Source organism: Rheinheimera sediminis, assembly GCF_004005375.1.
Lineage (GTDB): Bacteria > Pseudomonadota > Gammaproteobacteria > Enterobacterales > Alteromonadaceae > Pararheinheimera.
On sequence record NZ_RZUF01000022.1, the window covers coordinates 1 to 21505 of the forward strand.

Consider the following 21505-nt stretch of genomic DNA (forward strand, 5'->3'; position numbering starts at 1 on the left):
AAGTAGTGACAACTATCCTGCCAGAGCGGGACACCCAGCTTTGGTAACAACAAATCCCGACGACAGGTCAGAAAAAGGCCCCACTGACACCAAGCTACTGGTGAGGGCGGGGCTTTGGATTCAAAAACGGAATGTAATTTTTATTTAATTTTTCTTAATCTAACCCTTAATAACGCTAACACTACAGTCCCGATGATACCGATAGCAATTAAAATTCTCGATAAAATATCTATGCGATTAATATTTCCCTGAGCCTGTTTAACCGCCAAATCATATTCCAAGACGCTTACACCATCAATTTCCAACCCCCAGATAGAACAGGCGTAGTCTAACTTCTGTTTGCACTCTTTCTCACTCTCATCGATCAATATCGTATAAATTGAGTTACTTTTTGAATTTTCAAGAACACTTACAACTTTAGAACTGTTAGTTCTAGTCTTCAAAATAAAAACAGGATCAAAACCATCTATTTCTAATCTGATGCCATTATTTTTAATTTCAAAGTCATTAAGTTGACCTCTTACGGTTGCTAGATCCGCCTTACTTGGAACTTCACCATCATCCACAACAAACACATAATGGACGTAAAAGCCCGTAAGTACGGCAGCAATACTCAAAATAAGCCATGCATTAACATATCTCTTAATATTCATTTACACCCCTTTAGTGCTCGATGTAAAAACCAGTATATCAACTAATCTTTCTGAATTTCGTCCACACCCATTTGGACTAAACCAGCCGTAGCAGTTTCTACAACAGCAGAGGCTTGTTCTTTAATCTCTTTAGCTACTTGAGATTTTGCATTGCCTTGTACTGTGATACCTGCAACGACATTACCACTGACAGCAGCAACAGCACCCTCCAAAGCTTTCCCAGCAATTTCGACCCCATCTATTTCTTGCCCACTAATTAACTGGGTTGTGGCTTCACTTCCGCCACCAGCTAATGCTCCAGTAGTTAGCGATGCTGCAACACCTGCGCCTTTGGCCATGTTAATAAGTGTACCTATTCCTCCTGATGCACCACCGACTAAAGTCCCAACAGCCATCGCTCCAGCTTTTTGACCGAAACTCATATCAGAGTCTTTAATTGAATTGAATGTCGTTGCAGCGCCAATGACTGCACCAACAACAAACTGGAGAAACTCTCCATCTGGATCAGTATATTTATATGGATTGTTATTCGCATAGGCATACCGGTTGAACCCCATCGTTGGGTTGCCTTTTTGCATGTGCCCCAGCATATCAACCGGATCATTGCTGTAGAAACGACCTATGACTGGATCATAGTATCGTGCCTGCATATAGGTTAGACCCAGCTCTGCATCATACTTATGACCGGTATACCCGACATCATCCGCTGTTAGGCCAATAGTTGCGCCGAACGGACGATAGTAAGTTCGGGATGTAACAGCGCCAGATGTATTCGAGTGTGCCTCTGGACTCCCTAGATAGTTAGTATGAGCGTAACTAATCGTAGAATTGGATGTTTTTGCCACTTGTGAGCCATTCAGATAGTAATATTTTTCTACTACTCCCTGTTTATCTCGGTATACCAGCTTGCCATCAACGCCATGGACAAAGTAACTGACACCCTGAGCTTCTATACTTTTTACCCTTATATTACTCGCATCATACTGATAGCTGTTCCCCTTGGCGTACTCCAATTGCCCTGCGGCATTGAACGTCAACGAATATAAACCATTATTCGCGACATTCCCTTGGCTATCATAGGAATAACTATAGTTTTTTGAACCCGTCACCGAGCTCAGTCTATTTGAACTGTAGTTATAATTTAAAATCTCACTACCATGTTTCAGCGATGTTATGTTGCTTAATGTGTCGTAGGATACACTGCCAGCTCCAATTGATGATGAAGTAAAGGTTTTTAGTCTGTCTAAACCGTCGTAAGTTAATACAAGCGAATTAATTGAGCTCACATAGTCTGTTAATTGGCTTACATTGGAGTTTAAGTCATATACGAGACCTTGATCTAAAGCAGATACCGTGCTTCTGTTGTCAGTCACACGAGATAAAAGACCATTGTTTTGAACAATTGTGCTGCGGACAAAAGAGTTACCATAGCTGAAACCTTTTACTGCTCCTGTTTGGTGATAAGACGTGTTAGTTACATAAGCACCGACCTGTGTGGGTTGTCCCAAAGCGTTTGGCTGATAATTAACAACTTCTCCATCAGGGTAAGTCAGAGAACTAAGATTAGCATTTGCGTCATAACCATAAACTAAATTGAATTCTCTGCCGTCGACGGTTAATTTCTGATTTATGACTTGATTCAGAGAATCATAACTGGTCGTCTTAGACACTGCACCGCTGCTAGCTGAAATAAGATTATCATTGGCATCGTATCCAAAACTTCTGTTCAAATTACTGTCAGAAAAAACAACTGTTTTTAGATTGCCACGACGGTCAAAACTATAGGTCTCTTTTTGTGACGCATCAGCGAGGGTATCGCATGCCGTAGTTACACTGTCTATGGATGAACCCGAAGCTTTCCATTGGATCTGCCCGAATGAATTGTAGAAGAACCCTGTATTCCCAACATCAGGGCGAATGATTTTACATAGGTCCTGATATGTATTGTAAACCCTGCGTTCTGTAATGCCTCCTTGTGTCACAGATATCAGATTACCCCGAATATCATAAGATAAAATGGTCTGTACATTTTCTGGAGCAGTAATACTTGCAACGCTCTGATAATCCGGCGAACCGAAACTTAGGTAAGCGATGCTGGTGGAATAACCTTTAGGATCGGTTATTGATACTGTATGACCGTTTAGATAGGAGTATCTAGTCTCTGCATTATTTGAATTATCTAGAACTGAAGTTACTCGACCTAAAGCATCGTAAGATTTCATTAATCCGTAAGAATAAGACCCAAGCAGGGGGAAACCTTCAAAGGTCAAATTGCCATTGCTGTCGTATTCAAAATAACGAACAATTTTTCCTGCACTGTTTGTGATGTCATATTCTTCTGACTGAATAGTTCTTAAAAAAGCATCAAACTTTTCTAGTTTGCGATAATTACCTTTGGAAGTAGTCCTTGTCAGATATCCAGAAACTGGTGCATAGCTTAAAGAGGTACTATTCCATTTCGAATCACCAGGGTCAACGAGCGTCCTCCAACCTAAAGGGTTATAATCAAAAGTTGTGTAGTTCCCATTGTAATCAGTGTAGGAGGTCACCCACCCATTTGCATCGACGCTCAAACTAGCTTGCTCTGTCGATAAGCCATCTGATGTTGGCCTAGTTATTAACGTCGGAACTGTGTTTTTATAAGCACCAATCTCAACATATCCTCGGCCATCATTGAATGTGATCCTGTTAGGCATGCCGCTGGAGGTGCCGCTGCCAAAGTACGATGTATAAGTGCGAAATAGTCGTCCAGATTTGTACTCAAATTGTGGGAGCGAAGCAAAGGCGTGGCTCGTAGCATAATAAGCTGTTCTATTTAGTGATTGATAATTTATATTATCCGAGGATAGCTTTGTCTCTAATGGAAAACCAATCAACCACTTAGCCAAATCATTAAAATAGGTCTGAGAGTAGTACTTTCTGGTTGAATTCAAATTTGAATATTCTGTATAAGCTCCAGGGTTGCCCCACACATCATAGGAGGAGAAATCTGTAGTAAAGCTATCAGTGCCCCGGCTAATTAGGCGCTGTGAAAGGTTAGTCCTGTAATCATCTTTCCCTGCACTTAAAATATTATCTCCTGAAACTCGACCTATTTTATTGCCTTTGCTCCATGTACTGACTTCCGTACCCTTCAGCGTTGCTGCCTGAAAAACCTCTTTTTTAAAAATTTTACCTTCACGCCAGTCAAAAGAACGATAAAAATGGTATTTTTCTGAATTTCCCTCTGGATCATAAATGTGCACTGTTTTTATATCAGAAGTTGTTGTACCAGCATATGCACCGTCGTTCGCAGAATAAACGTATGACCACGCCATAGAGGGCAAGCCTGGACCTGAAATATTTTTGGATGTTAATGAATTGTGGTATTCATCTTTATTCAGAATATATTTACCGCTGACATTTTTATACGCTGGAACCAAAGAGCGCCCATGCTTCGTTCTCTGTGCAGTAAAACTGCCAACAGCCCCGTAAGGGTGAGTAATAGTTCCACTCACTGTGGGTTGATAACTTGAGGGGGTCGCTAGCATTTCTGCCAAGTTAAAAGACCAACTTTTACCATCTGGCAAAGTCACACCTGTAAGGGCGACGCCGGAATAAGTGTAATTCCAAACTCTGCCATTGGCTGTAATACTGGAGATATCATAATTAGCGTTGTAAGCGAAGTTTACTTCTGAGCCGTCACTGCTACTTATCTTACTAATCAAACCATCCTGATAAGTAAAATTGATAGTTTTGCCAAAGCGATCTGTGATGTTTGTTACCATTAACATCACACTCCCTCTGTGGCCATCTGAAGTGAGCACTGTGCTAGGTTTGTTGCGGTTGCTGTTCATGTTGAACTGAACTAACTGACCGAATGTGTAAGTAATGCCTTGAGGAGAAATTGCTTTATAGATGTTGTTGGCGCAAGTAACCGCCCAATTATCCTCACTGACGTAAAGAGTATTGGCTGGGGCGCTGATACTGCCATCATGAAGTAAGAGAACTCTTGATGCATTCACCCCCCCGAGGTGTGGACCATTATCCATCATTTCTGCGTTGCTCGAGCCCGGAATATATCTGCTTGTTGTCCAGGCCGTGGAGCAAACATTGGCACCCGTCATGAAATTACCCATTATAGGCCCATAAAGTGATGGGATATCCAAATTCCAATTACCAAATACATTATACTTGCCATCTTTATTCGTTCCGGCAGAACGCGTTACTGATATCGGTATACCAAGATTTGTTTTGATTTCCAGATCGGTTTGTTTAAACCAGAGTTCCCCAGTGTAGAGTTCATGCTGATCGCCAAATAGTCCTTTATCTAGGACCGCAAAACCGTCCAAAGAGAGCTGATAAAGCTCAGTTGGCGTAAAGAGACTTGGAGACTGGGTTCCCCCTCCAACACCGCCATCTCCGGGCGGTAATGCCAAAGGTGCAAGAAGAGTAGAGCTTTTATTGGATTCAGGGACGTGTGTACTTTCAGCTTCCGGAACACTGTCAAAAGTCTGTGATTGAACACTTAATGACAGACTGGCCAACCAAGTGAATAAAATTACATATGCTAATTTATTCATTACATACCTTTTTTATATTATACATAATTTATATTTAATTTACACAATTACACAACTAAAGGTACAAATCAATTGTTCTTTACAAAACAATTCGCTTCTTCACGTCAGTGGGCGATGCTGTCCACGAACACTGAACTTTTGGAGTGAAGATAGCTTGTGTTACCTCGCTATCGAGGCATATCAAAATTAGTAATGCAGATTATTTGCTCTAGAGTCTGTTCGATTTGCTCAAAACAGTTTTGGCTAGGTCAATTCGTTTCTGTATCTATTAGCGGTAGACAGGTGGCTAGACTCCTGAGCCTACTATCTACACAACGGGGCATGCCAAACAAGATTATCTGCGACAATAAAACTGAATTTACTCGCGAAGCTGTGTATCATTTATATAAATGAAACAGGCATTACTCTGGGGTTTATACAGCCAGGTAAACACATGTAAAAATACCTTTGTTGAAAGTATGCATGGCAAATCCAGAAACGAATGTCTGAATCAACACAGGTTCGGAACACCAAACGGGGCAAGATACTAAATTGAATTGTGACATGAGCACTACTAGCATATCCGTCCGAGCAGCCTATTACTGATACAAGGTATCAATCTTAGTGTAAATATGTATACGAATAACATCCTTTAATGTCACAGAGCACGGTGAGCTTAATACAATTTAAATAATTGCCCTCTTAAACCATAGGTCGCATAGCAGACATAACCTAGAACCAGATGCAGAGCTGGCTATTTAGCTATAGATACTTCCAAACAAGAAACATAGACAAGCCAATGTTGCAATAGACAGGTAAGTAGTAGTCTAAACAGACAATATCACGTGCTGCAGCCCTAAAAGAAAATATAAATGTACTAACCGCTACAATACCTTTTAGGAATGGAGACTTAACTTATTCACCTTAGTAAAATTTCAGTATCGAAGACCGTGCATCGAATTGCCCGATCTTCGATGCACTACTACAATTTCCGAATGTTGATTTGACCCAGCCGTACCTTATCCTCAGGCCGCTCCAACCCCTTTTTAATAAGGCTGAGATCGGCGCAGGATGCCGTGGCGTCAGCTTGAGCTGGTAAGCAATTTTCTTTTATTTTTCGGTAGAGGCCGGTTTTTATACCGTATACATCATTACTTTGATCCTGCCACATCTTCAGCTCGGGGAACTTCTGGTCTAAATAAGTTACTCCGCCCGGGTGCTGATCTTTAATCACTATATTCAGATAACCTTGCGAACCACAGGAAAAACCCAAAGAGATAGCCAACCAGCTGTCTTTTACTTTGTCCCAGGGTACAGCGGCGAGCGGCGATAGCCGGCTTGTGCCTTGCACATGATTTAACCGCAACGCCGTCTCGCCATCTGTTTTCTGGGCGGACAAAGTAAAGAGTGGCGTATCAGCTTTGCCTTTCAGTTGAAACAAATGGGTAAAACTGGTCGACAGATTAATGTCGTCGGATTTGAGGCTGAAGTCGACTTCCATTCTATCGCCCTCGCGGCAGACTAAAGCGTCCGCACTCTGACTATAACTTTTAATTTCTGCTCTTTGCCGGTCTGTGTCGTTAAACCCAAGCTCCCGGTCGCCATCGTCTAACAAATGCAGCTTAAAGACAAAATGTGGCCCCACTACATCATCTGTTTCTATCTGTAAATGCTCAGCAGCCGGATGGCTGAGTGGCATGTCCAGGCTTCCTTCACCAAAAAATGCGGTGACTTGCTGCTCAGCCGTCTTTGCACTGGTCGCATCGGCTTTGAAGCTTAAGGCCGACTTGTAGGCCGTAAATCCGATATCTTTGCTGACCCTATTCATGCCATCACTGACAACTAACCTGAAGTTGTACTGCCCGGATACAGCGGGTGTGACATTCAGCACACTTTGATCAGCTAATACCAACTGACTGCCTGTAGGTTCAGACAACACCTGCCACTGAAACTGCAGCGCCCTGCCCTCAGGGTCGCGGCTGGCTGCCGCATCAAATCTCATACTTTGATCAATAAGAACATTTTGTAGCTCAGGGCTCAGTAAACTAAGCTCCGGCTGTTGATTGACTGCCACCTGAATAACCAGACTGGTAGTTTTTGTTTGACCCGCGTCTGACACCGTTAAATTCACTTTGTAATCGCCCGCTCTATCGGCGATAAACTGCAAGTCTGCTGTATTAGCGCTCTCTAAAAGCACGGCACTGCCAGCGGGCTTTTCAGATAAAGTCCAACGATAGGACGCGGCTGCGCTCGATGTCACGCTCTTACTGGCACTCAGGCTAAGCGTATCACCAGCGATCAGATTGGTCGTGGTGCCAGAAATAACGGCGCTGATGGCTGAAGCGACTTCAGTGGCTTCACCTCCGCCACCACAGGCAGACAACAGCACGCTGGCACAAAAAACAGGGATGAATCTACGCATACGCTTTCCTTCTTACTACGGGCTATAGAACTGATTATTAAAGACCTGAATTCAGGTCATAACTAAGAGGATCTGGTGAGCGAAGAGCTTATTCTCTGATAAGCCGTTCAACAAAAGTGTAAAAACTTAACACCTTTTCGTTTCTGTATATGCCAAAATAAAAGTTCCCTGTGGCAATTTGAGCAAATAGCAATAGCATGGTTTACGGTATGACTTCCTCCATTGGCTCATTGTTTAACCTGGTGCATTTCCGAGTATAAAGTCCAATTATCAGTTAGGAAAGGCTCCTTGCAGCAGCTTTTTGCATTTCCTCTTGGCACAGTTAAATACCCATTCTTTGACTAGTTCATCACGCTAAAATATATCTGGCGTTACAGTGTTCCGGCTGTGCGCGCTTTTACCTGTTGGTTGCCTATTGCATTCACCGCCTCGAAAACAGACTATCGAATATTCCCAGTTTATCCGCTGAGTGAATTCAGTCCAACGAACAACAGAACTCCCTATTAGAAGAGAGTTGGCGAAGTGAAGATGCTTTTTATTCGGGGCTACCTGGTCCGCAGTTGATGCGACTTAATCACCAGAATGAAAACGATAACCTTGTTAAACATTAACGACAAATCAAGAGACCAGCGACCTGTTGTGAACACACCATCTTAGAATATAAATACCTTAAGTTTCACACCAAGCTTGCCGAACAAGAGTTTGAACGAAGCACGACACTATTTTTTGGATGATAAGGTCTTCTATCAGCAACTATGGTCGGACTATAAATACAGGTTGTCCCAACCTCAGAACGATATCGAGCAGGCTGTATTTTTTGGTACAAAGTAAGCACGAAACAGGGCCGTTCTTTAAGCAAAGCAAACAAGGAAATCTTATGTCAGCCACAAAATTTAGAAATACCCTCAGCAGACACTGGGAAATGCTAAAGCTGATGCCTACTCGTGATCCCGGTTGCTCTGCTTTGCAGCTATGTCATTTGCTCAAAGATGCAGGTTTTGAGGTATCAAAAAGAACGGTAGAAAGAGATTTACAGGAACTGTCCTGCATTTTTCCGTTAATAAGCGACGAATCAGCTACCCCTTATCTGTGGCGCTGGATGGACAATGCTTCTATTGATATTCCCGGAGTGAGTATTGCTGAGGCAATTAGTCTGCATATGGTTGAAGGCACCATAAAAACTGTATTGCCGAAACAGTTACTTCGTAGCCTCGAGCCGAAGTTTCAGCAGGCCAGATCTAAAATTGCAGCCTTGTCGGCATCAAACCCCAGCGCCAGTCTGATAGATAAAATTGCTGTGGTCTCCCCTACTTTGCCTATGCTACAACCACAATCAATTCCCGAAGTGGTCGATAGTATTCAGCAGGCTTTGGTTAATGATAAACAGCTACAAGCCAGCTATTTCGCCCTTCACGACAACACAGAAAAGAACCATCTGCTCAACCCGCTGGGTTTGGTGCAACGAGGGCATATTACCTATCTGGTCGCAACAATCAGCCCTTTTACTGACGTTCGCCTTTTTGCATTACATCGATTTAAAACCGCAGTCTTACTGGAGACAGAATCGCTAAAACCAGACGGCTTTTCACTGAGTGACTACCTTGCCACCGGAGCTTTACAATTTTCCAACGGCAATAGTATTAAATTAGAAGCAAAAATAAACGCTTACATGGCCGCCTTGTTAACTGAATCCCCTTTGTCTGAGGATATGGTCATACAAGCAGGCCCAGAAGGAAACTTCACGCTAAAAGCTACAGTGCCGGGCGGCTGGCAATTAGAATGGTGGTTGCTGTCGCATTGCACCTCGGTTGAAGTAACAAGCCCGGAAGAGCTTAGAGATCGGCTGAGGCAAAAACTCAGGGCCGGGGCGGATTTGTATGGCAGATGAATCTTGCTACCATGGTTAAAAACTCTGGTTCCTTCTATTTTTTTAATCTAATTTAATTAAATATTCGCTTGTCTAAGAGGGCCGTGATGGACAACCTTTATCGCAGAGAGTACATTTTCCAAGACCAACCTAACAATGGCTGGGTTAGCTGGAAGGGTGAACAGAAGATGCTGACACCAGGCATAGATATTGATGTAAAACTCCGCTCTGGCAGGCTCATTTATTTCCGTTCGCCTGACTGTATAGGAGGCAACTGGATCCATGACGGCTCAGGAAGAGATATAGTCGCTTATCGAATTTATCCCAAAGCCGCTGAATTAGAAGGGCTGGACAACAGCGAAGTCCCCTTTTAACAAACAACGCCTCTTACCCATTACCAAACCAAATATCGCCCGTACAGGCTCACTAACGCCAGCCATACGACACAATACGTCGCACCGACTGATAAGCTGACTTCAGGTCAATTGATGGGAGTAAAGCTATGTGCGGATTTTGTATGGAAGCTGGAATGCTGCAGTCAATGTATCGCGGCATAACAATGGATTTTGCCGAATGGGACATCCAGGAGAACCCATCACTGCTGGCTATTTTGCAAAGGGTGCGTACAGAGGATCACGGCTATTCATCGCTATCGCTGATACTACGTATTTTAACTGAGCGGTTGCAACGGCAGCTGACCAACGAAGAGCTACAGCTTATCCACTCAGCGTTTAGTGAAGACGACAAGCAGCGCATTCAAGCCTTCATGGATGGGCTGCACTTTCCCTACCAGGCTTTACAGCAACAACTAAAAGACTGGGCTTTCGCAGAGCAGCTCATTGTGTCGGTTCAGGCCCTGGACGAAGCCATAGATCTGTTGCACCTGCTGCAAGCAGGCTTCTTTCAACAAGTTACTATTAGCGCGAGCGACTGCTGCTTCTCAGACAATAGATCCAAACACAGCAAGAGCAAAGGCCAACAGTTTTATGAGTTATGGCCCTTTTTTTATCTAGCCACTCAGTTGGTTATCAGCAAAGCACAAGCACATCCGGTACTCAAAACTTTGGCCTTTTGCCAGTGCGAGGTGATGCCGACTTTTTACGCTGAAGTACTCTGGCTGCAACGCACCATCACCCGTTGTGTTTTTCTGGCACCCGATGGCCTATCTATGCTCGAACAAGCTTTGCCATATCTGCGTTACGAACAAGTGTTTTACCTGGTGCTGAAGTCTGGCCGGGAGAATCTAGCCAATCTGGCCCACCTATGGCGCACCAACAATAGTGTAAAGCAGCTGTTTTCTGCTGAGCAAATTGACGCTTTAAACTCAGTTGTAACTTCTTTGTCAGAACAAAACCAGGAGTAATATGCCCATGATCAAAATCCCGCTACAACACACAGCCACGGCTATTATTTGCTGCAAAGAAATGCTGGCGTATGACGAATTCCTGCTGATGCCCTCCGCTGATCCCTACGAATGGGTGGTGAGCACGGTAGGCTATTGGGAGGCTATTCAAGAACAACTTAAACAAGTATTTATCATGCAACAAACTCCCATCCGGCTTCAAAAACTTGCGTTGTATGGCATGGTGCAACCTCTCTATCGCTTGGGGAACGAGCTGATAGTGCCAGAGCACATAATTGAAAACTCCAAAAACTGTATAGGCCACGTAAAATTATTCTTTAAAGACATCGAAAAATCTTAAAGCAGTCTGTTGCGGCAGTACTTTACGCTGCCCACCACAAAGGCTAGCATTGAATAAGAAAACACAGGAAGCGAAGCACCATGGTTCTGACTAAAGCAACTTTAGGCTACAAAATTCGAACCATAGTCGCAGCAACGCTAAAGGAATAATTCACGCGTTACCAAAAAAGCTCGCTGGTCGTTACTATGTAATGATTCGCATAGCTTTAAAAATGACGTTAAACCTAGGTATAACTATGAAATTCTCAAGAAAAACACAGGAAGAACTCGGTTTCTACGTCTACGGATTAGTAGATCCAAGAGATAACAAAGTCTTCTACGTCGGAAAAGCATCAGGTAACAATCGTGCTTTCGACCATTTTAAAGCATTCAAAAATGAGTCAAAAAAATCTCAGAAAATTGATGAAATTCAAGCAGATGGCACTAAACCCAGAGTTGATATCTTAAGGTATGGATTGTCATCAGAAGAAACAGCGTTTGAGGTCGAAGCGGCAATTATTGATTCAATTGGCATCGAAAATCTGACAAATGCTGTGCGTGGGCATGGCATTGAAAGAGGCCGTATTACTGCGGAAACAGTTGAGAAGCTGTATGCCTCTGCACCCATACAAGTAAGCGATATTGAAGAGTGCTGTATAGCATTTTTTATCCACCGGACCTATTCGCCCACAGCAACTGAACAAGAAATTTATGACTGTACCAGGCAATTTTGGGAAGGCGTATCTGCGAAAAAACGGCAAGACTTAACTCATAAAATTGCACTTGCGGTTGTCGATAGTATTGTCATCAGAGTCTATTCAATTGAGGGTTGGTTCGAAGCTGGAGCTACATTTTCTAGCCGAAAAAGACAAGGTTATCCGAATAATCGTTGGGAGTTTGTCGGTCAATTAATGGATGACCATCCTTTGTTAGGTAAGAAATTAGTCGAAGATGATGGCAGTCCGCTGATAGCTGTCCAAGGCGGTTACACCTATTTTCCCCGGTAGTTACATCTTATGAGAATTCTGTACCTATTGATTGAGGTGGAAAAGTTCTAAACCCATGCAATGGTATATAGAGCAACTCCGCATAGAAGCAGCAACACTATGGTTTTAAGTGGCTACGATTGCCTTAACCTTACCCTGTCTGCTCATAGGCGGATATGAGCGCTGTGCCCTCAGTTAACCATTCAATTGCCAAGGTGCCATTTTTAACATGTAATCTGCCCTCTCGATTTGGGCGGATACGATGCTTCTTTCTTTGTTCAACTAAGATATCCAGCAACTCTAAAATAGCTGCTTTGATACCCTTTTGTTTTAAAAGCATATTTTCTGACTCTGTAAAGTGCCAGGCTGTTGCAGTAAGGACGGGTGAATCAGCTTCGGCCAGGAAAGTAATAGCTCCGTTAAGCTGTTCTAATTGTCGATAGTTATGTAGCAGTGCTTCTAAGCTCTGCTGCTCAAGCAGGATAACTTCATGATCCATAGCTTTTCTCCTCTTGCTATTTATCATTTTAGCTAGCTTAAGCCGGACGTAAAGCTCTGAACAAAAAAGATATTTTTAGTGTGTCGATAAAGCATATATCTGACTTGCCCCTTCCTGCCAGAAGACAAAGGCTTATACTGACGGCTTGTTTGGATCCAATGTACTCAATAGAAAGGCAACCTGGTAAAACGGTATTGGAAATACCTTTGATCTGAGTGAGGAGCAAAGCTGTCCTTGGATAATGTCAATGACATCCCGCTCGGCCGCGACAGCTGCCAAAACAGATAAATCCTTCAATAAAAATGCAGATTTGAGGTTTATTCAAACTTTTTCGGTAGCGTAAACAATTTACCCTTTTAAGGAAATCAGTATAGCAGTCAAAAAAGACAACTATCAGAAGATTTTTTGAAAGTCGTGGTCACCGTTTGGTCACCGACGGAAAAAATTGCAAAAAATAGGGCTATTACTCGATAAATTTAAATTGGATTTTTTTGAAAAAAGTCTTATTTTACAAGGGTTTCGAGAGAGGAGAATTTGGTGCGTCCTAGTGGATTCGAACCACCGACCCCCACCATGTCAAGGTGATGCTCTAACCAACTGAGCTAAGGACGCGTTTTGATAAGTTGTTATCACTTTGCTGTGACAACGGGCGCTATGTTATGCAGCCGCCGCTTTGCTTGCAAGCACTTTTTTGAAAAGATAGTTTGTTTGCTGTTATTTTAAACGGCTCAAGGATTTAACTCTGCTTTTATAGGGTCTGTCAAAGGTAAAAGCCCTTCTGCTGCCGGCATGTAACGCAGTTCAAACAAAATTCTGGGGTGGCAGCTACGGCTTTGCTGTTGTTGTTCTTCAGGCGTAAGAGGTCTGGCTCGAAAAATTTCGTCCGGAGCTGATACTTGTTTGAATTGCTCAGCAATGACTGAAAAGCTGCAGGGCAATTGCGTTAATAACAGCGCCCTGTTTGATTGAGCTTGTGTTACGCCATAGCCATCCTGCACCCAAAGCTGCAGTTTACTCTCTGCGATCTGCTCTGCAGCCGCCAACCAGTCTTTCACAGGTACCACGTCGTGGTAGTAAAGACTGATGGCTAAAGGCTCTTCCAGCACCTGAGCTATGCGTTTTAGCTCGGCTCTTAGCCAGTGCACGTAAGCAGCATCAGTAAAGTCTGTATCATTTAACTCCATTGGAAAATACCAGCCCTGCAGTTGCAGTGGATGCCTGGCTATATAACCCAGCCACTTACGTCGCACTTCTAATGACAAATTAAGTTGCTGTTTAAAGTATTTTTTCTTGTCGGTCCCCGTTGCTGTAATAGTCTGAAAATATAAAGGGTCGGCATAAAGCCCAAGCCACAGAGGCAACTTCATCTGTTCAACTGCCGCTAGCAGAGCCGCCGCTGGACCTGTTTCTGCATAAAACGCCACCTCGCCATGTTGCCCCCACTGCAAAGCCAAAGCCGTCATGCCCTGCTGCTGAGCCGATGTTAGTATCTGCTGCCATTGCGCTGTAGTTAAGTGCTGATCGCGCACCAATGGCTGATAAAACACAATATCAGCACGAACCGAACCGGCTAAACTACCTAATGCCGATACTGCAATTGCAAAGATAAGGCGTTGGGTTCGTCGCTTAAGTCTCCAGCCAATTGATACTGCCATTCCAGGTTGAGCTCCCATTGATGTTGGTAAGAATCGTAATAGCTTTCACCCGTACTAAAGCGGGATTGCACACCCAGTCCAGCTGTCCATTGCCAGCCTTCCAAAGCAGCCACAGCGCCTTGTGCTTGTTGCTTGCGATAATCCAGCTGAGTCAGACCATAAAACCTGAGCACTGAGAGCCCTTGCTGACTCAACTTAACCACTTTGCCCTGTTCGAATTTCCCTTGAAAATACAGCTGCCCTTGCTCTGGCCAATACACTGCGTCAATAAACAACTTACGCTCCTGCCAGTTTTGCTGCTCTGGCCTCCATTCAGCCATCCACTGAGCCTGATTAAAGAAATCAGCGCTCATTCTGAGCATAGAACGCCACTCACCGCTACCTAAAGGATACTGCTGTGCTGCTGCACTGAGCCATAAGTTAACACCAGCCAGAGGTTTGTGCGCTACGCCTAATTCCTGGCCATAGTTTGACAGCGGGCTATCACTGCTGCCATTAGCAGCCAGTTGCAGATAAACACTGCTATCCCGGTTTAAACTGTCGATAAAGTACTCCAACCTGAGCGCAGCGTCATTGCGCACAGGATCGAGTAAAGGCCGGTCAGAACTGCTGTCCAGTGCGGATTGACTGGCGCCCTGATGGGCGGCAACACTGCCGCTGATTTGCCACTGTTTCGCTATGGTCTGATGAAAACGTTTCAGTCGGTAAAGTTCTGTCGCTGTTAAGGGGTTTTGTTTATCGTTCAGTGCCTGGCGGTCAATAGACTGCTCAATCCAAAACAACGCCTGATCTTTTTCTTTATTCTGCGCAGAAAGGTATGCCACCTGCCCCGCTATGCCGGCGTCTTTCTGATAAACCTCTGCTGCAGCGGCTCGCTTTAAATGCTGTAATGCCTGCTCATCGCGCTTCATGTCCAGCAACAAATAACCGTAGCCTGCATGCAGCTCTGCTTGCTCTGGGGCCTTTTCCAGTGCCGCCAGCCACGCTTGCTCGGCCTGCAGCTGCTGGCCCAGTTGCTGATAAATCCAGGCTTTTTGTGAATATAAACTAACCCACTGTGGATCGCTGGTTCGCGTTATTTTATTCAGATACACCAAAGCGTCATCGTAGCGCTGCTGATTACGTCTTAAACTTGCCGCTGCCAGATACCAAGCTGTATGGTCCGCTGATGATTCTAATAAATACACCTCAGCCTGTTCTATTTTATCTATATCCAGTGCTAACCATGCCACCACTTGTTTGTCTGTATCCGCCAAAAACTTTCTATCTATACTGATAAAAGATGCAAAAGCAGCTGCTGGTTCATGCAGTTTTTGCTGTATGTAGGCAATATGCAGCATATCTGACACCAAAGGCTGTTTTTGATAAGCCTTTTGCCACAGCAATAACGCCATTTCCGTGTCATCATTGCCAAGACATAATGCCAGACTGCGGTATCCGGCCGCCGTCAACTCGCCTTCAGATAGCAGCTCCAGGGTTCTGTTGCAGCGTCCGGCAATACGCCAGAGTTCGGCACGCTGCTCAGCCAATACTGTCCAGCTGTCGGTTTTCGCCAGCAACTTTTGATCGAGCGGACTTTGCAACAACAGCAAATCGAGCAGGCGTTGTGGCAGTACCAACTGCTGTTCAATCTCCGCACTAAATGGTAGGGCTTGCTCTAACAAGGCCAAAGCTTTCTCTGGCTGCTTGTTCGTTATGTGGTGAAAACTTAGTTCGTCCAGCGTTTGTCGGGTGGCCTGATATTGATGCAGCTGCTGCATCGCATTAAATCGGCTTTGGCCTTGCGGCAAGGCCTGAGTGGCTGCGAGCACCAGATCGAACTGTTGGCTTTGTTTTGGATCGCTCAACAACAGTTTCAGCACCTGCAGGTAATCTCCCGCTGCTAATTTTTTTTGCGCCACCAAACGACGCTGTTGCGCCTGGTGAGGTTCTGCCAGTGCTACTTGTGCTATTGCATCAGGACTCAGCCACTTTTCGGCATACACCAGCCAGCTATCAGGCTTTGCTGCGGCATCACATTGATCAAACCAACGCTTTGCCTCAAGCTCATTGCCTGATTGCATGGCCAAATCAACTCTGGTCCAACAGTCTAACTGCAGCTGATCAGCAGTACGGAAAGCCTCTTGCCACTTTTTTTGCAGTATATGCCATTGCAACTTTTGCGCTAGCTCTTGAGGTGTCAGCGAGTGGTGCTGTTCAATGGCATGAAAACTTGTCGCGGCTCCGGCCCAGTCCTGCCGGGCGATTTGTTGCTGTAACTGTTGACGATAAAACGTCAAAGCAGCTTCAGATCCTGGCTCAGCCTGCGCCCATTGCCGGGCCTTATTGTGTTGTCCTGTCTGCAGCAATGCCAACATCATTCTGTTTTTATCTTGTTCGCTTAAGTGCTCCTTTGGCACAGAAGATAAATCGGTAATCACTTGCGCCGTTTGCTGTAATGCCTCAGACAGTGATGCATGCAAACTAAGTAGTCCACCGCTTAAAGGACGCTTTGTCGCTAACCAGCGCTGTGCAACGTCTTCCTGTCCCAACGCTATCATTCGGGCCGTGACCAGCTGCGCCACTGCCACTTGTTCATCAAGCTGCCACTCTTGCCAATGGCTGTCTACCAGCACTAAGTCGGGTTGCTCTTGCTGTTTGAGTTGCAATGTCAGTAGCAGCGGAAAAAGCCCCTTACGCTGTGCTGCTGTCAACTGAGTAAGAGTTTGCTGAGCACCTGCCAGATCCTCGGCTTCAATTTGATAGCGAAAACGCAAATTTAGTAAATCTGGCTGCTGTGGCACGAGAGCCAAGGCTTTGTCTATTTCGGCCACAGAGCCTGATGGGTTTTGTTTTTTGTGTAAACGATCGGCTTTTTCTAAGTAGGGATAAACGCGAAATTGCTCGTACTCGGTCATTGTGGTCGCCGCCAGGCTGGAGTGCACCAGCAACAGCAATAAAAGTTGATATTTCAACACCACAATAATGCATCCTTGTAGTGTTTTTTATCATGACACAGCCTGGTTGTCAGTTGCTGGATACTGCACCTGCGCTCACGCTGCAACTCCACCACTTTCGCAAGACTATCAGCACTGACTATTCCTTCACTGAGCAGATAATCCCCCAGTCGCTGGCCACTTTGATGATCGTAACTAATCAGGACCTGGTTCACCACAGCGGGGTCTAAGATAGCAGCCTGGATCAATGAATCACCGAAAGACAACTGACAGGCAAAATAACGTTGTTGCAGCAGTTCCAGCTCTCGTGCATCAATCTGCTTAGTCTGCAGACAAGCCCGCAGGTAATCGTCAGGGTTTAACCCCTGCTCATGCCGATACCAATGACGTATACCTAAACTCACGGCACCGTAAGCACAAATGCTTAGCTGCACTTTAAAACCTGTTTGGCGTTGAATTTGCCCCAAAGCTACAGGGGAAAGCTGGCTCTCCCGCACCAGATGTAACATGCCGTTTTCTAAGCTCAGTGGCAACACCATATACTTCAGTGCCAGTCGCGCGGGTAACAGCGCTATCACTGCTTCGGGCAGCGTAAAAGGATTGACCCCGGCATAAGGTAAATCCAGCTGCAAGGCCACTGCTCGTCCCAGTTCTTCTGGCGAGACCAGTTCTAAACGCAATAAAGTTTGGCCCAATCGTTCGGCTTTTTGCCTCTGCTCCAGGGCTGTTTCTATTTGTCGCTCCGTCAGTAAGCCTGATCCGGTAAGAATAGAGCCTAATGATCGGTTTGCTCTGCTTTCACTGACACTAGGGTATTCATGTTGAGTTTTATCCCAGGCTACGCGGCGAGGGTCGCCATGCTGCAAGACCTGCCGCCAGGCCCGTACATTGGCAAAAAAGTTAATGACGTTGCCCCACAGCTGTCTAGGTACCGACAATAGGGCCTGGGCTATACCATAATACCGCCGGACAAAAATCATGCGTTGCAGTAAGCGGTTGGCGAAGAAAATAAAATTAACACCCAGCAAGGTCTGCACCAGCGGGTCGTCAACAAAAATGGATAAAAACCTGTAACCATCAGGCACTAACTGATCATAAAACCAGAACAGACAGAGCTGAGCGAAAATTAACGTCGAGATAAAACTGACAAAGTAGGTGATCACACCTTTTCGATCACGCCAGAGAAAGTAATTTAACCGCCAATTATTAGTCCATCTGTGAGTTTTAAAGCCCTGAAATACAATGCCAATAATCCAGCGGCTTTTCTGCCGCACTGCGGTATGAAAAGTTTCCGGAAAATACTCCCTGACACAAACAACATTACCTTGGCTTGGACTGCGGCTGCGACTGGTTTCAGCGTGTCGCGCAAGCTTCGAATCAGTCACAGGAAAACGCACAAAAATTTCTGTCATGCCCCAATGTTTCAGCCGAAAACCAATGTCATAGTCTTCGGTTAGCGATTGCACGTCAAAAGGCAAGCCGTCGCCATGCTCTGAAAGTTTCAAAATAGCTCTGCGACTAAAACAGGTACCAACGCCGGCACTGGGCACCTGCCCGACCAACGCCTCACGTACAATCACATCTTTACCATGGCTTTCGGAAAACTCATCCATATAATGACCAGAGGTAAAGTCAAAAGGACCTTTCACAAAAGGGTAGACCGGTAATTGAATGAGATCCTTTTTAGGCAACAGATAGTTAAACAAGCGCAGTTCCATGGCGGATACCACGTCTTCGGCATCATGAAGCACAAAACCGGCAAACTTGACCTGGGTTTTTCGTTCAAAATCCAAAATAGAGGTAATCACATTATTCAGGCAGTCGGCCTTGCTGGTTGGCCCTGGCCTGGCGCAAACTACTTTATGCACATGAGGAAAACGGGCACAGGCGGCGTCTACATCAGCCTGTGTAGCGGGGTCATTTGGGTAAGTGCCGACAAAAATCTGATAATTTTCATAGTCCAGTTCAGCAGCGGCAAACTCTGCCATTTTACCGACCACGCCAACCTCCTGCCATGCAGGCACCATAATGGCAATCGGCAATTCTTTTAAGTGAAACAATTGCTGCTCATCAAACTTTTGTTTGTTGCGGTAAAAACGTAAATGCCGGCTCCAATGCCTTACCCAGTAGTACAAATCAATAAATACGTCGTCCAGAGCAAACACCAGTAACAGCACCATCAGCAGCACAACCAGATAGCGCAACAGATACAAGTAATTTGTAAGCAAATCTACTAACGACATTTCTGCACCAGAATAGCTCAACAGATAAGCAGGTAAAAACTGGCTAAAGCCTAGAACAATTTATCGTTATTATCAAATGAACAATTAAAGCAAGGACGGTTGATCGCTTTTATCATTTTTAGCTAACCCCTTACTGCAATAATGAAAAAAACAATCAAGCACAGCCTGAGATTTGCATTTATGTAATAAATCAATAAGATAAAAAAACGAATAAACAAGAACTCACTAAGGCCTTTGATGTTTACTGCTGTCCATACTGTTGAATTTGCCGAATTGGCTAAACAAAAAATTGCAGAGTTTAACGCCTTGCACTGGGATGCAAGCCTGAGGCAGCCTTTGGGATTAAAGCTTGAAGATCATCATGGTAACTTAATAGCGGCATTGGCTGGCCGTACTTTTGGCCATTGGTTTTATCTGGAGTCTTTGTGGCTGGACGAAAAAGTTCGGGGTAAAGGCGTAGGATCAAGGCTGTTGATTGAAGCTGAAACCCTCGCCAAAGCGAGGGGTTGCAGCTTTGTTATTCTGGATACGCTGGATTTTCAGGCCAAACCTTTTTACGAGCGACATGGCTATCAGCTGGAATGGACACAGCAGAACTACCCATTCACCGGCTGCAAACACTTTATGACGAAAAAACTATAGCCTGTGTATCTGGCCCGCCTTATTCCGCTTTATCCAGTTGATAAACGGAATCAACCCAATCCGGGTTACCGTCATTAGGCGCAGGTTGAATACCCAGGATCCGACACATCAGGTTATACAATTCGATATTGGCAAAAGCAGGAATTTGACTACCTGCGGTAAACGCTGGGCCATGGCCGACAAAAATAGCCTGCATCTCCGGACTGCTATTATCGTAGCCATGACTGCCTGTCACTGCACTTCGCCCGGGTTTTTCTAACCATTCTTTTTGCTTGTGTTGCTGCATTAAACGCCAACCGACTTCTGGCACCACCAGAAGCGGAGCTATACGTTTACTATTCTGATAGAACCAGCGTTCGGGTAAGTCGGTTTTTTTATAGACTTTGGCCGCAGGCGGCAAAGAACTTTTTAGCTGTTGGTAAATGCTTTCCAATTCAGATTTTTTCGGGAAAATCGACACAAGCTCTGGAGTCCATAATACCAAGGCTGCTTTTTTCTGATCAAACCATTGATCGACCGCTATCACTTGCTGTTGGGGAACTTTGGCCATACCGTGGTCTGACACCAACATCAGGTTGACCTGATGCTTTAGCTGTCTTTGCTCCAAGCCTTTGACTAAAACGTCCAGCGCTTGGTCCACATCAGCAATAGCCTCAGCGACTTGATTGGAGTCTGGGCCATAAGCATGGCCAGCGTCGTCCACTGTACTGAAATACAACGTCAGAAATTGCGGCCGCTGGTCAGGTGGTAAATCCAGCCAGGCCAACACTGATTCCACTCTGTCGATATTGCTGACTGAGCCATCATAAGGCTGCCATAGCGCCGGGCGAGTGCCTTTGATAGCAGCTTCCGAACCAGGGAAAAAATAAGTGCCGGTTTTCACTCCTTGCATCTCTGCAGTCACCCAGATAGGTTCGCCCAACCACCAGCGGCCATTGGTCACTTCCTCAGCTTTACTCATGCGAAACACAGCATCAAAATCGGCGTCGTATATATTATTTTCGACTATCCCGTGATTGGCCGGGTACAGACCTGTCGCTATGCTGTAGTGATTTGGAAAAGTTTTAGTTGGAAAGACAGGTTGCATGCTCACAGCTCTGGCCCCACCCTTTGCCAGTTGGTGCAATACCGGGGCCGGATACTTATTCCAGTATTGTTGACTGAAACCATCGATAGAAATAAGCAACAACGTACTGCTTTGATCCTGTCTCTGCGCCTTCGCTTCCGTAGCGAAGAGCTGAAAACCAGCACCCAAGCAGACTAACAGCAGAAAAAAACTACGCACAAAACACCTGTTCAATCTGACAAAAGGCTAGTGTACTGAGTCGCGCTGCGGAACAGATGACAAAAAAGACCAAAAGTACAAAAAATGCTACCAGT

At 44.9% G+C, this 21505-nt stretch carries 14 protein-coding genes and 1 tRNA gene; 6 read left to right on the forward strand and 9 right to left on the reverse strand.

Annotation, left to right across the window (positions count from 1 at the left end; genetic code table 11):
• Positions 1 to 140: 140 nt before the first annotated feature.
• The 3 genes from EMM73_RS15200 to EMM73_RS15210 all read right to left on the reverse strand — a co-directional run bounded on the left by EMM73_RS15200 (position 141) and on the right by EMM73_RS15210 (position 7616).
• Positions 141 to 653 carry a hypothetical protein gene (locus EMM73_RS15200; protein WP_127687655.1) on the reverse strand — a complete coding sequence of 171 codons (513 nt, stop codon included), beginning with the start codon at positions 651 to 653 and terminating at the stop codon, positions 141 to 143.
• Between the two features lie 41 nt (positions 654 to 694).
• On the reverse strand, positions 695 to 5215 hold the full coding sequence (locus tag EMM73_RS15205) for an RHS repeat domain-containing protein (RefSeq protein WP_127687656.1): 4521 nt from the start codon (positions 5213 to 5215) through the stop codon (positions 695 to 697).
• A gap of 961 nt (positions 5216 to 6176) precedes the next feature.
• A complete protein-coding gene (locus EMM73_RS15210) occupies positions 6177 to 7616 on the reverse strand; it encodes a PKD domain-containing protein (RefSeq protein ID WP_127687657.1) in 1440 nt (479 codons plus the stop codon).
• Between the two features lie 877 nt (positions 7617 to 8493).
• Between EMM73_RS15210 and EMM73_RS15215 the strand changes: the two genes are divergently transcribed.
• The 5 genes from EMM73_RS15215 to EMM73_RS15235 all read left to right on the forward strand — a co-directional run bounded on the left by EMM73_RS15215 (position 8494) and on the right by EMM73_RS15235 (position 12171).
• Positions 8494 to 9504, forward strand: a complete 1011-nt coding sequence (locus EMM73_RS15215; RefSeq protein ID WP_186435250.1) for a helix-turn-helix transcriptional regulator — start codon at positions 8494 to 8496, stop codon at positions 9502 to 9504.
• An 86-nt stretch (positions 9505 to 9590) separates the two neighbouring features.
• On the forward strand, positions 9591 to 9857 hold the full coding sequence (locus tag EMM73_RS15220; protein ID WP_127687659.1) for a hypothetical protein: 267 nt from the start codon (positions 9591 to 9593) through the stop codon (positions 9855 to 9857).
• Positions 9858 to 10012: 155 nt separating this feature from the next.
• Complete coding sequence (locus EMM73_RS15225) at positions 10013 to 10846, forward strand: hypothetical protein (protein ID WP_127687660.1); 834 nt, start codon at positions 10013 to 10015, stop codon at positions 10844 to 10846.
• Between the two features lie 7 nt (positions 10847 to 10853).
• Positions 10854 to 11186 carry a hypothetical protein gene (locus EMM73_RS15230; RefSeq protein WP_127687661.1) on the forward strand — a complete coding sequence of 111 codons (333 nt, stop codon included), beginning with the start codon at positions 10854 to 10856 and terminating at the stop codon, positions 11184 to 11186.
• A gap of 235 nt (positions 11187 to 11421) precedes the next feature.
• Entirely contained in the window at positions 11422 to 12171 is a 750-nt protein-coding gene (locus EMM73_RS15235; RefSeq protein ID WP_127687662.1) for an LEM-3-like GIY-YIG domain-containing protein, read from the forward strand.
• Between the two features lie 130 nt (positions 12172 to 12301).
• Here the strand turns inward: EMM73_RS15235 and EMM73_RS15240 are convergent, their stop codons facing one another.
• From EMM73_RS15240 to EMM73_RS15260, 5 genes are all read right to left on the reverse strand, one after another.
• Positions 12302 to 12649 (reverse strand): hypothetical protein, encoded by a 348-nt coding sequence (locus EMM73_RS15240; RefSeq protein ID WP_127687663.1) that lies wholly within the window; start codon positions 12647 to 12649, stop codon positions 12302 to 12304.
• A gap of 535 nt (positions 12650 to 13184) precedes the next feature.
• Positions 13185 to 13261: transfer RNA gene (locus EMM73_RS15245), tRNA-Val, on the reverse strand.
• Positions 13262 to 13377: 116 nt separating this feature from the next.
• Positions 13378 to 14304 carry a DUF4434 domain-containing protein gene (locus EMM73_RS15250; protein WP_186435251.1) on the reverse strand — a complete coding sequence of 309 codons (927 nt, stop codon included), beginning with the start codon at positions 14302 to 14304 and terminating at the stop codon, positions 13378 to 13380.
• The gene (locus tag EMM73_RS15255; RefSeq protein ID WP_127687665.1) at positions 14229 to 17264 is read right to left on the reverse strand and encodes an NfrA family protein; all 3036 of its coding nucleotides are present in this window, start codon (positions 17262 to 17264) and stop codon (positions 14229 to 14231) included. Before EMM73_RS15255 ends, EMM73_RS15250 begins: the two co-directional genes overlap by 76 nt.
• Entirely contained in the window at positions 17255 to 19483 is a 2229-nt protein-coding gene (locus EMM73_RS15260) for a glycosyl transferase family protein (protein WP_127687666.1), read from the reverse strand. The genes EMM73_RS15255 and EMM73_RS15260 overlap by 10 nt, the downstream gene beginning before the upstream one ends.
• 237 nt (positions 19484 to 19720) lie before the next feature.
• Here EMM73_RS15260 and EMM73_RS15265 point away from each other — a divergent pair, with 237 nt between their 5' ends.
• Positions 19721 to 20125 (forward strand): GNAT family N-acetyltransferase, encoded by a 405-nt coding sequence (locus tag EMM73_RS15265; protein WP_127687667.1) that lies wholly within the window; start codon positions 19721 to 19723, stop codon positions 20123 to 20125.
• A gap of 19 nt (positions 20126 to 20144) precedes the next feature.
• Here EMM73_RS15265 and EMM73_RS15270 read toward each other — a convergent pair whose 3' ends face one another.
• The gene (locus EMM73_RS15270) at positions 20145 to 21410 is read right to left on the reverse strand and encodes an alkaline phosphatase family protein (RefSeq protein WP_127687668.1); all 1266 of its coding nucleotides are present in this window, start codon (positions 21408 to 21410) and stop codon (positions 20145 to 20147) included.
• Positions 21411 to 21505 lie beyond the last annotated feature (95 nt).

What these genes read in the sequence shown, in the direction of transcription:
- EMM73_RS15210 (WP_127687657.1), bottom strand. Translation starts at nt 7,616, where the DNA reads ATGCGTAGATTCATCCCTGTTTTTTGTGCCAGCGTGCTGTTGTCTGCC.
- EMM73_RS15200 (WP_127687655.1), bottom strand. Translation starts at nt 653, where the DNA reads ATGAATATTAAGAGATATGTTAATGCATGGCTTATTTTGAGTATTGCT.
- EMM73_RS15240 (WP_127687663.1), bottom strand. Translation starts at nt 12,649, where the DNA reads ATGGATCATGAAGTTATCCTGCTTGAGCAGCAGAGCTTAGAAGCACTG.
- EMM73_RS15265 (WP_127687667.1), top strand. Translation starts at nt 19,721, where the DNA reads ATGTTTACTGCTGTCCATACTGTTGAATTTGCCGAATTGGCTAAACAA.
- EMM73_RS15220 (WP_127687659.1), top strand. Translation starts at nt 9,591, where the DNA reads ATGGACAACCTTTATCGCAGAGAGTACATTTTCCAAGACCAACCTAAC.
- EMM73_RS15250 (WP_186435251.1), bottom strand. Translation starts at nt 14,304, where the DNA reads ATGGCAGTATCAATTGGCTGGAGACTTAAGCGACGAACCCAACGCCTT.
- EMM73_RS15225 (WP_127687660.1), top strand. Translation starts at nt 10,013, where the DNA reads ATGCTGCAGTCAATGTATCGCGGCATAACAATGGATTTTGCCGAATGG.
- EMM73_RS15205 (WP_127687656.1), bottom strand. Translation starts at nt 5,215, where the DNA reads ATGAATAAATTAGCATATGTAATTTTATTCACTTGGTTGGCCAGTCTG.
- EMM73_RS15235 (WP_127687662.1), top strand. Translation starts at nt 11,422, where the DNA reads ATGAAATTCTCAAGAAAAACACAGGAAGAACTCGGTTTCTACGTCTAC.
- EMM73_RS15260 (WP_127687666.1), bottom strand. Translation starts at nt 19,483, where the DNA reads ATGTCGTTAGTAGATTTGCTTACAAATTACTTGTATCTGTTGCGCTAT.
- EMM73_RS15230 (WP_127687661.1), top strand. Translation starts at nt 10,854, where the DNA reads ATGATCAAAATCCCGCTACAACACACAGCCACGGCTATTATTTGCTGC.
- EMM73_RS15215 (WP_186435250.1), top strand. Translation starts at nt 8,494, where the DNA reads ATGTCAGCCACAAAATTTAGAAATACCCTCAGCAGACACTGGGAAATG.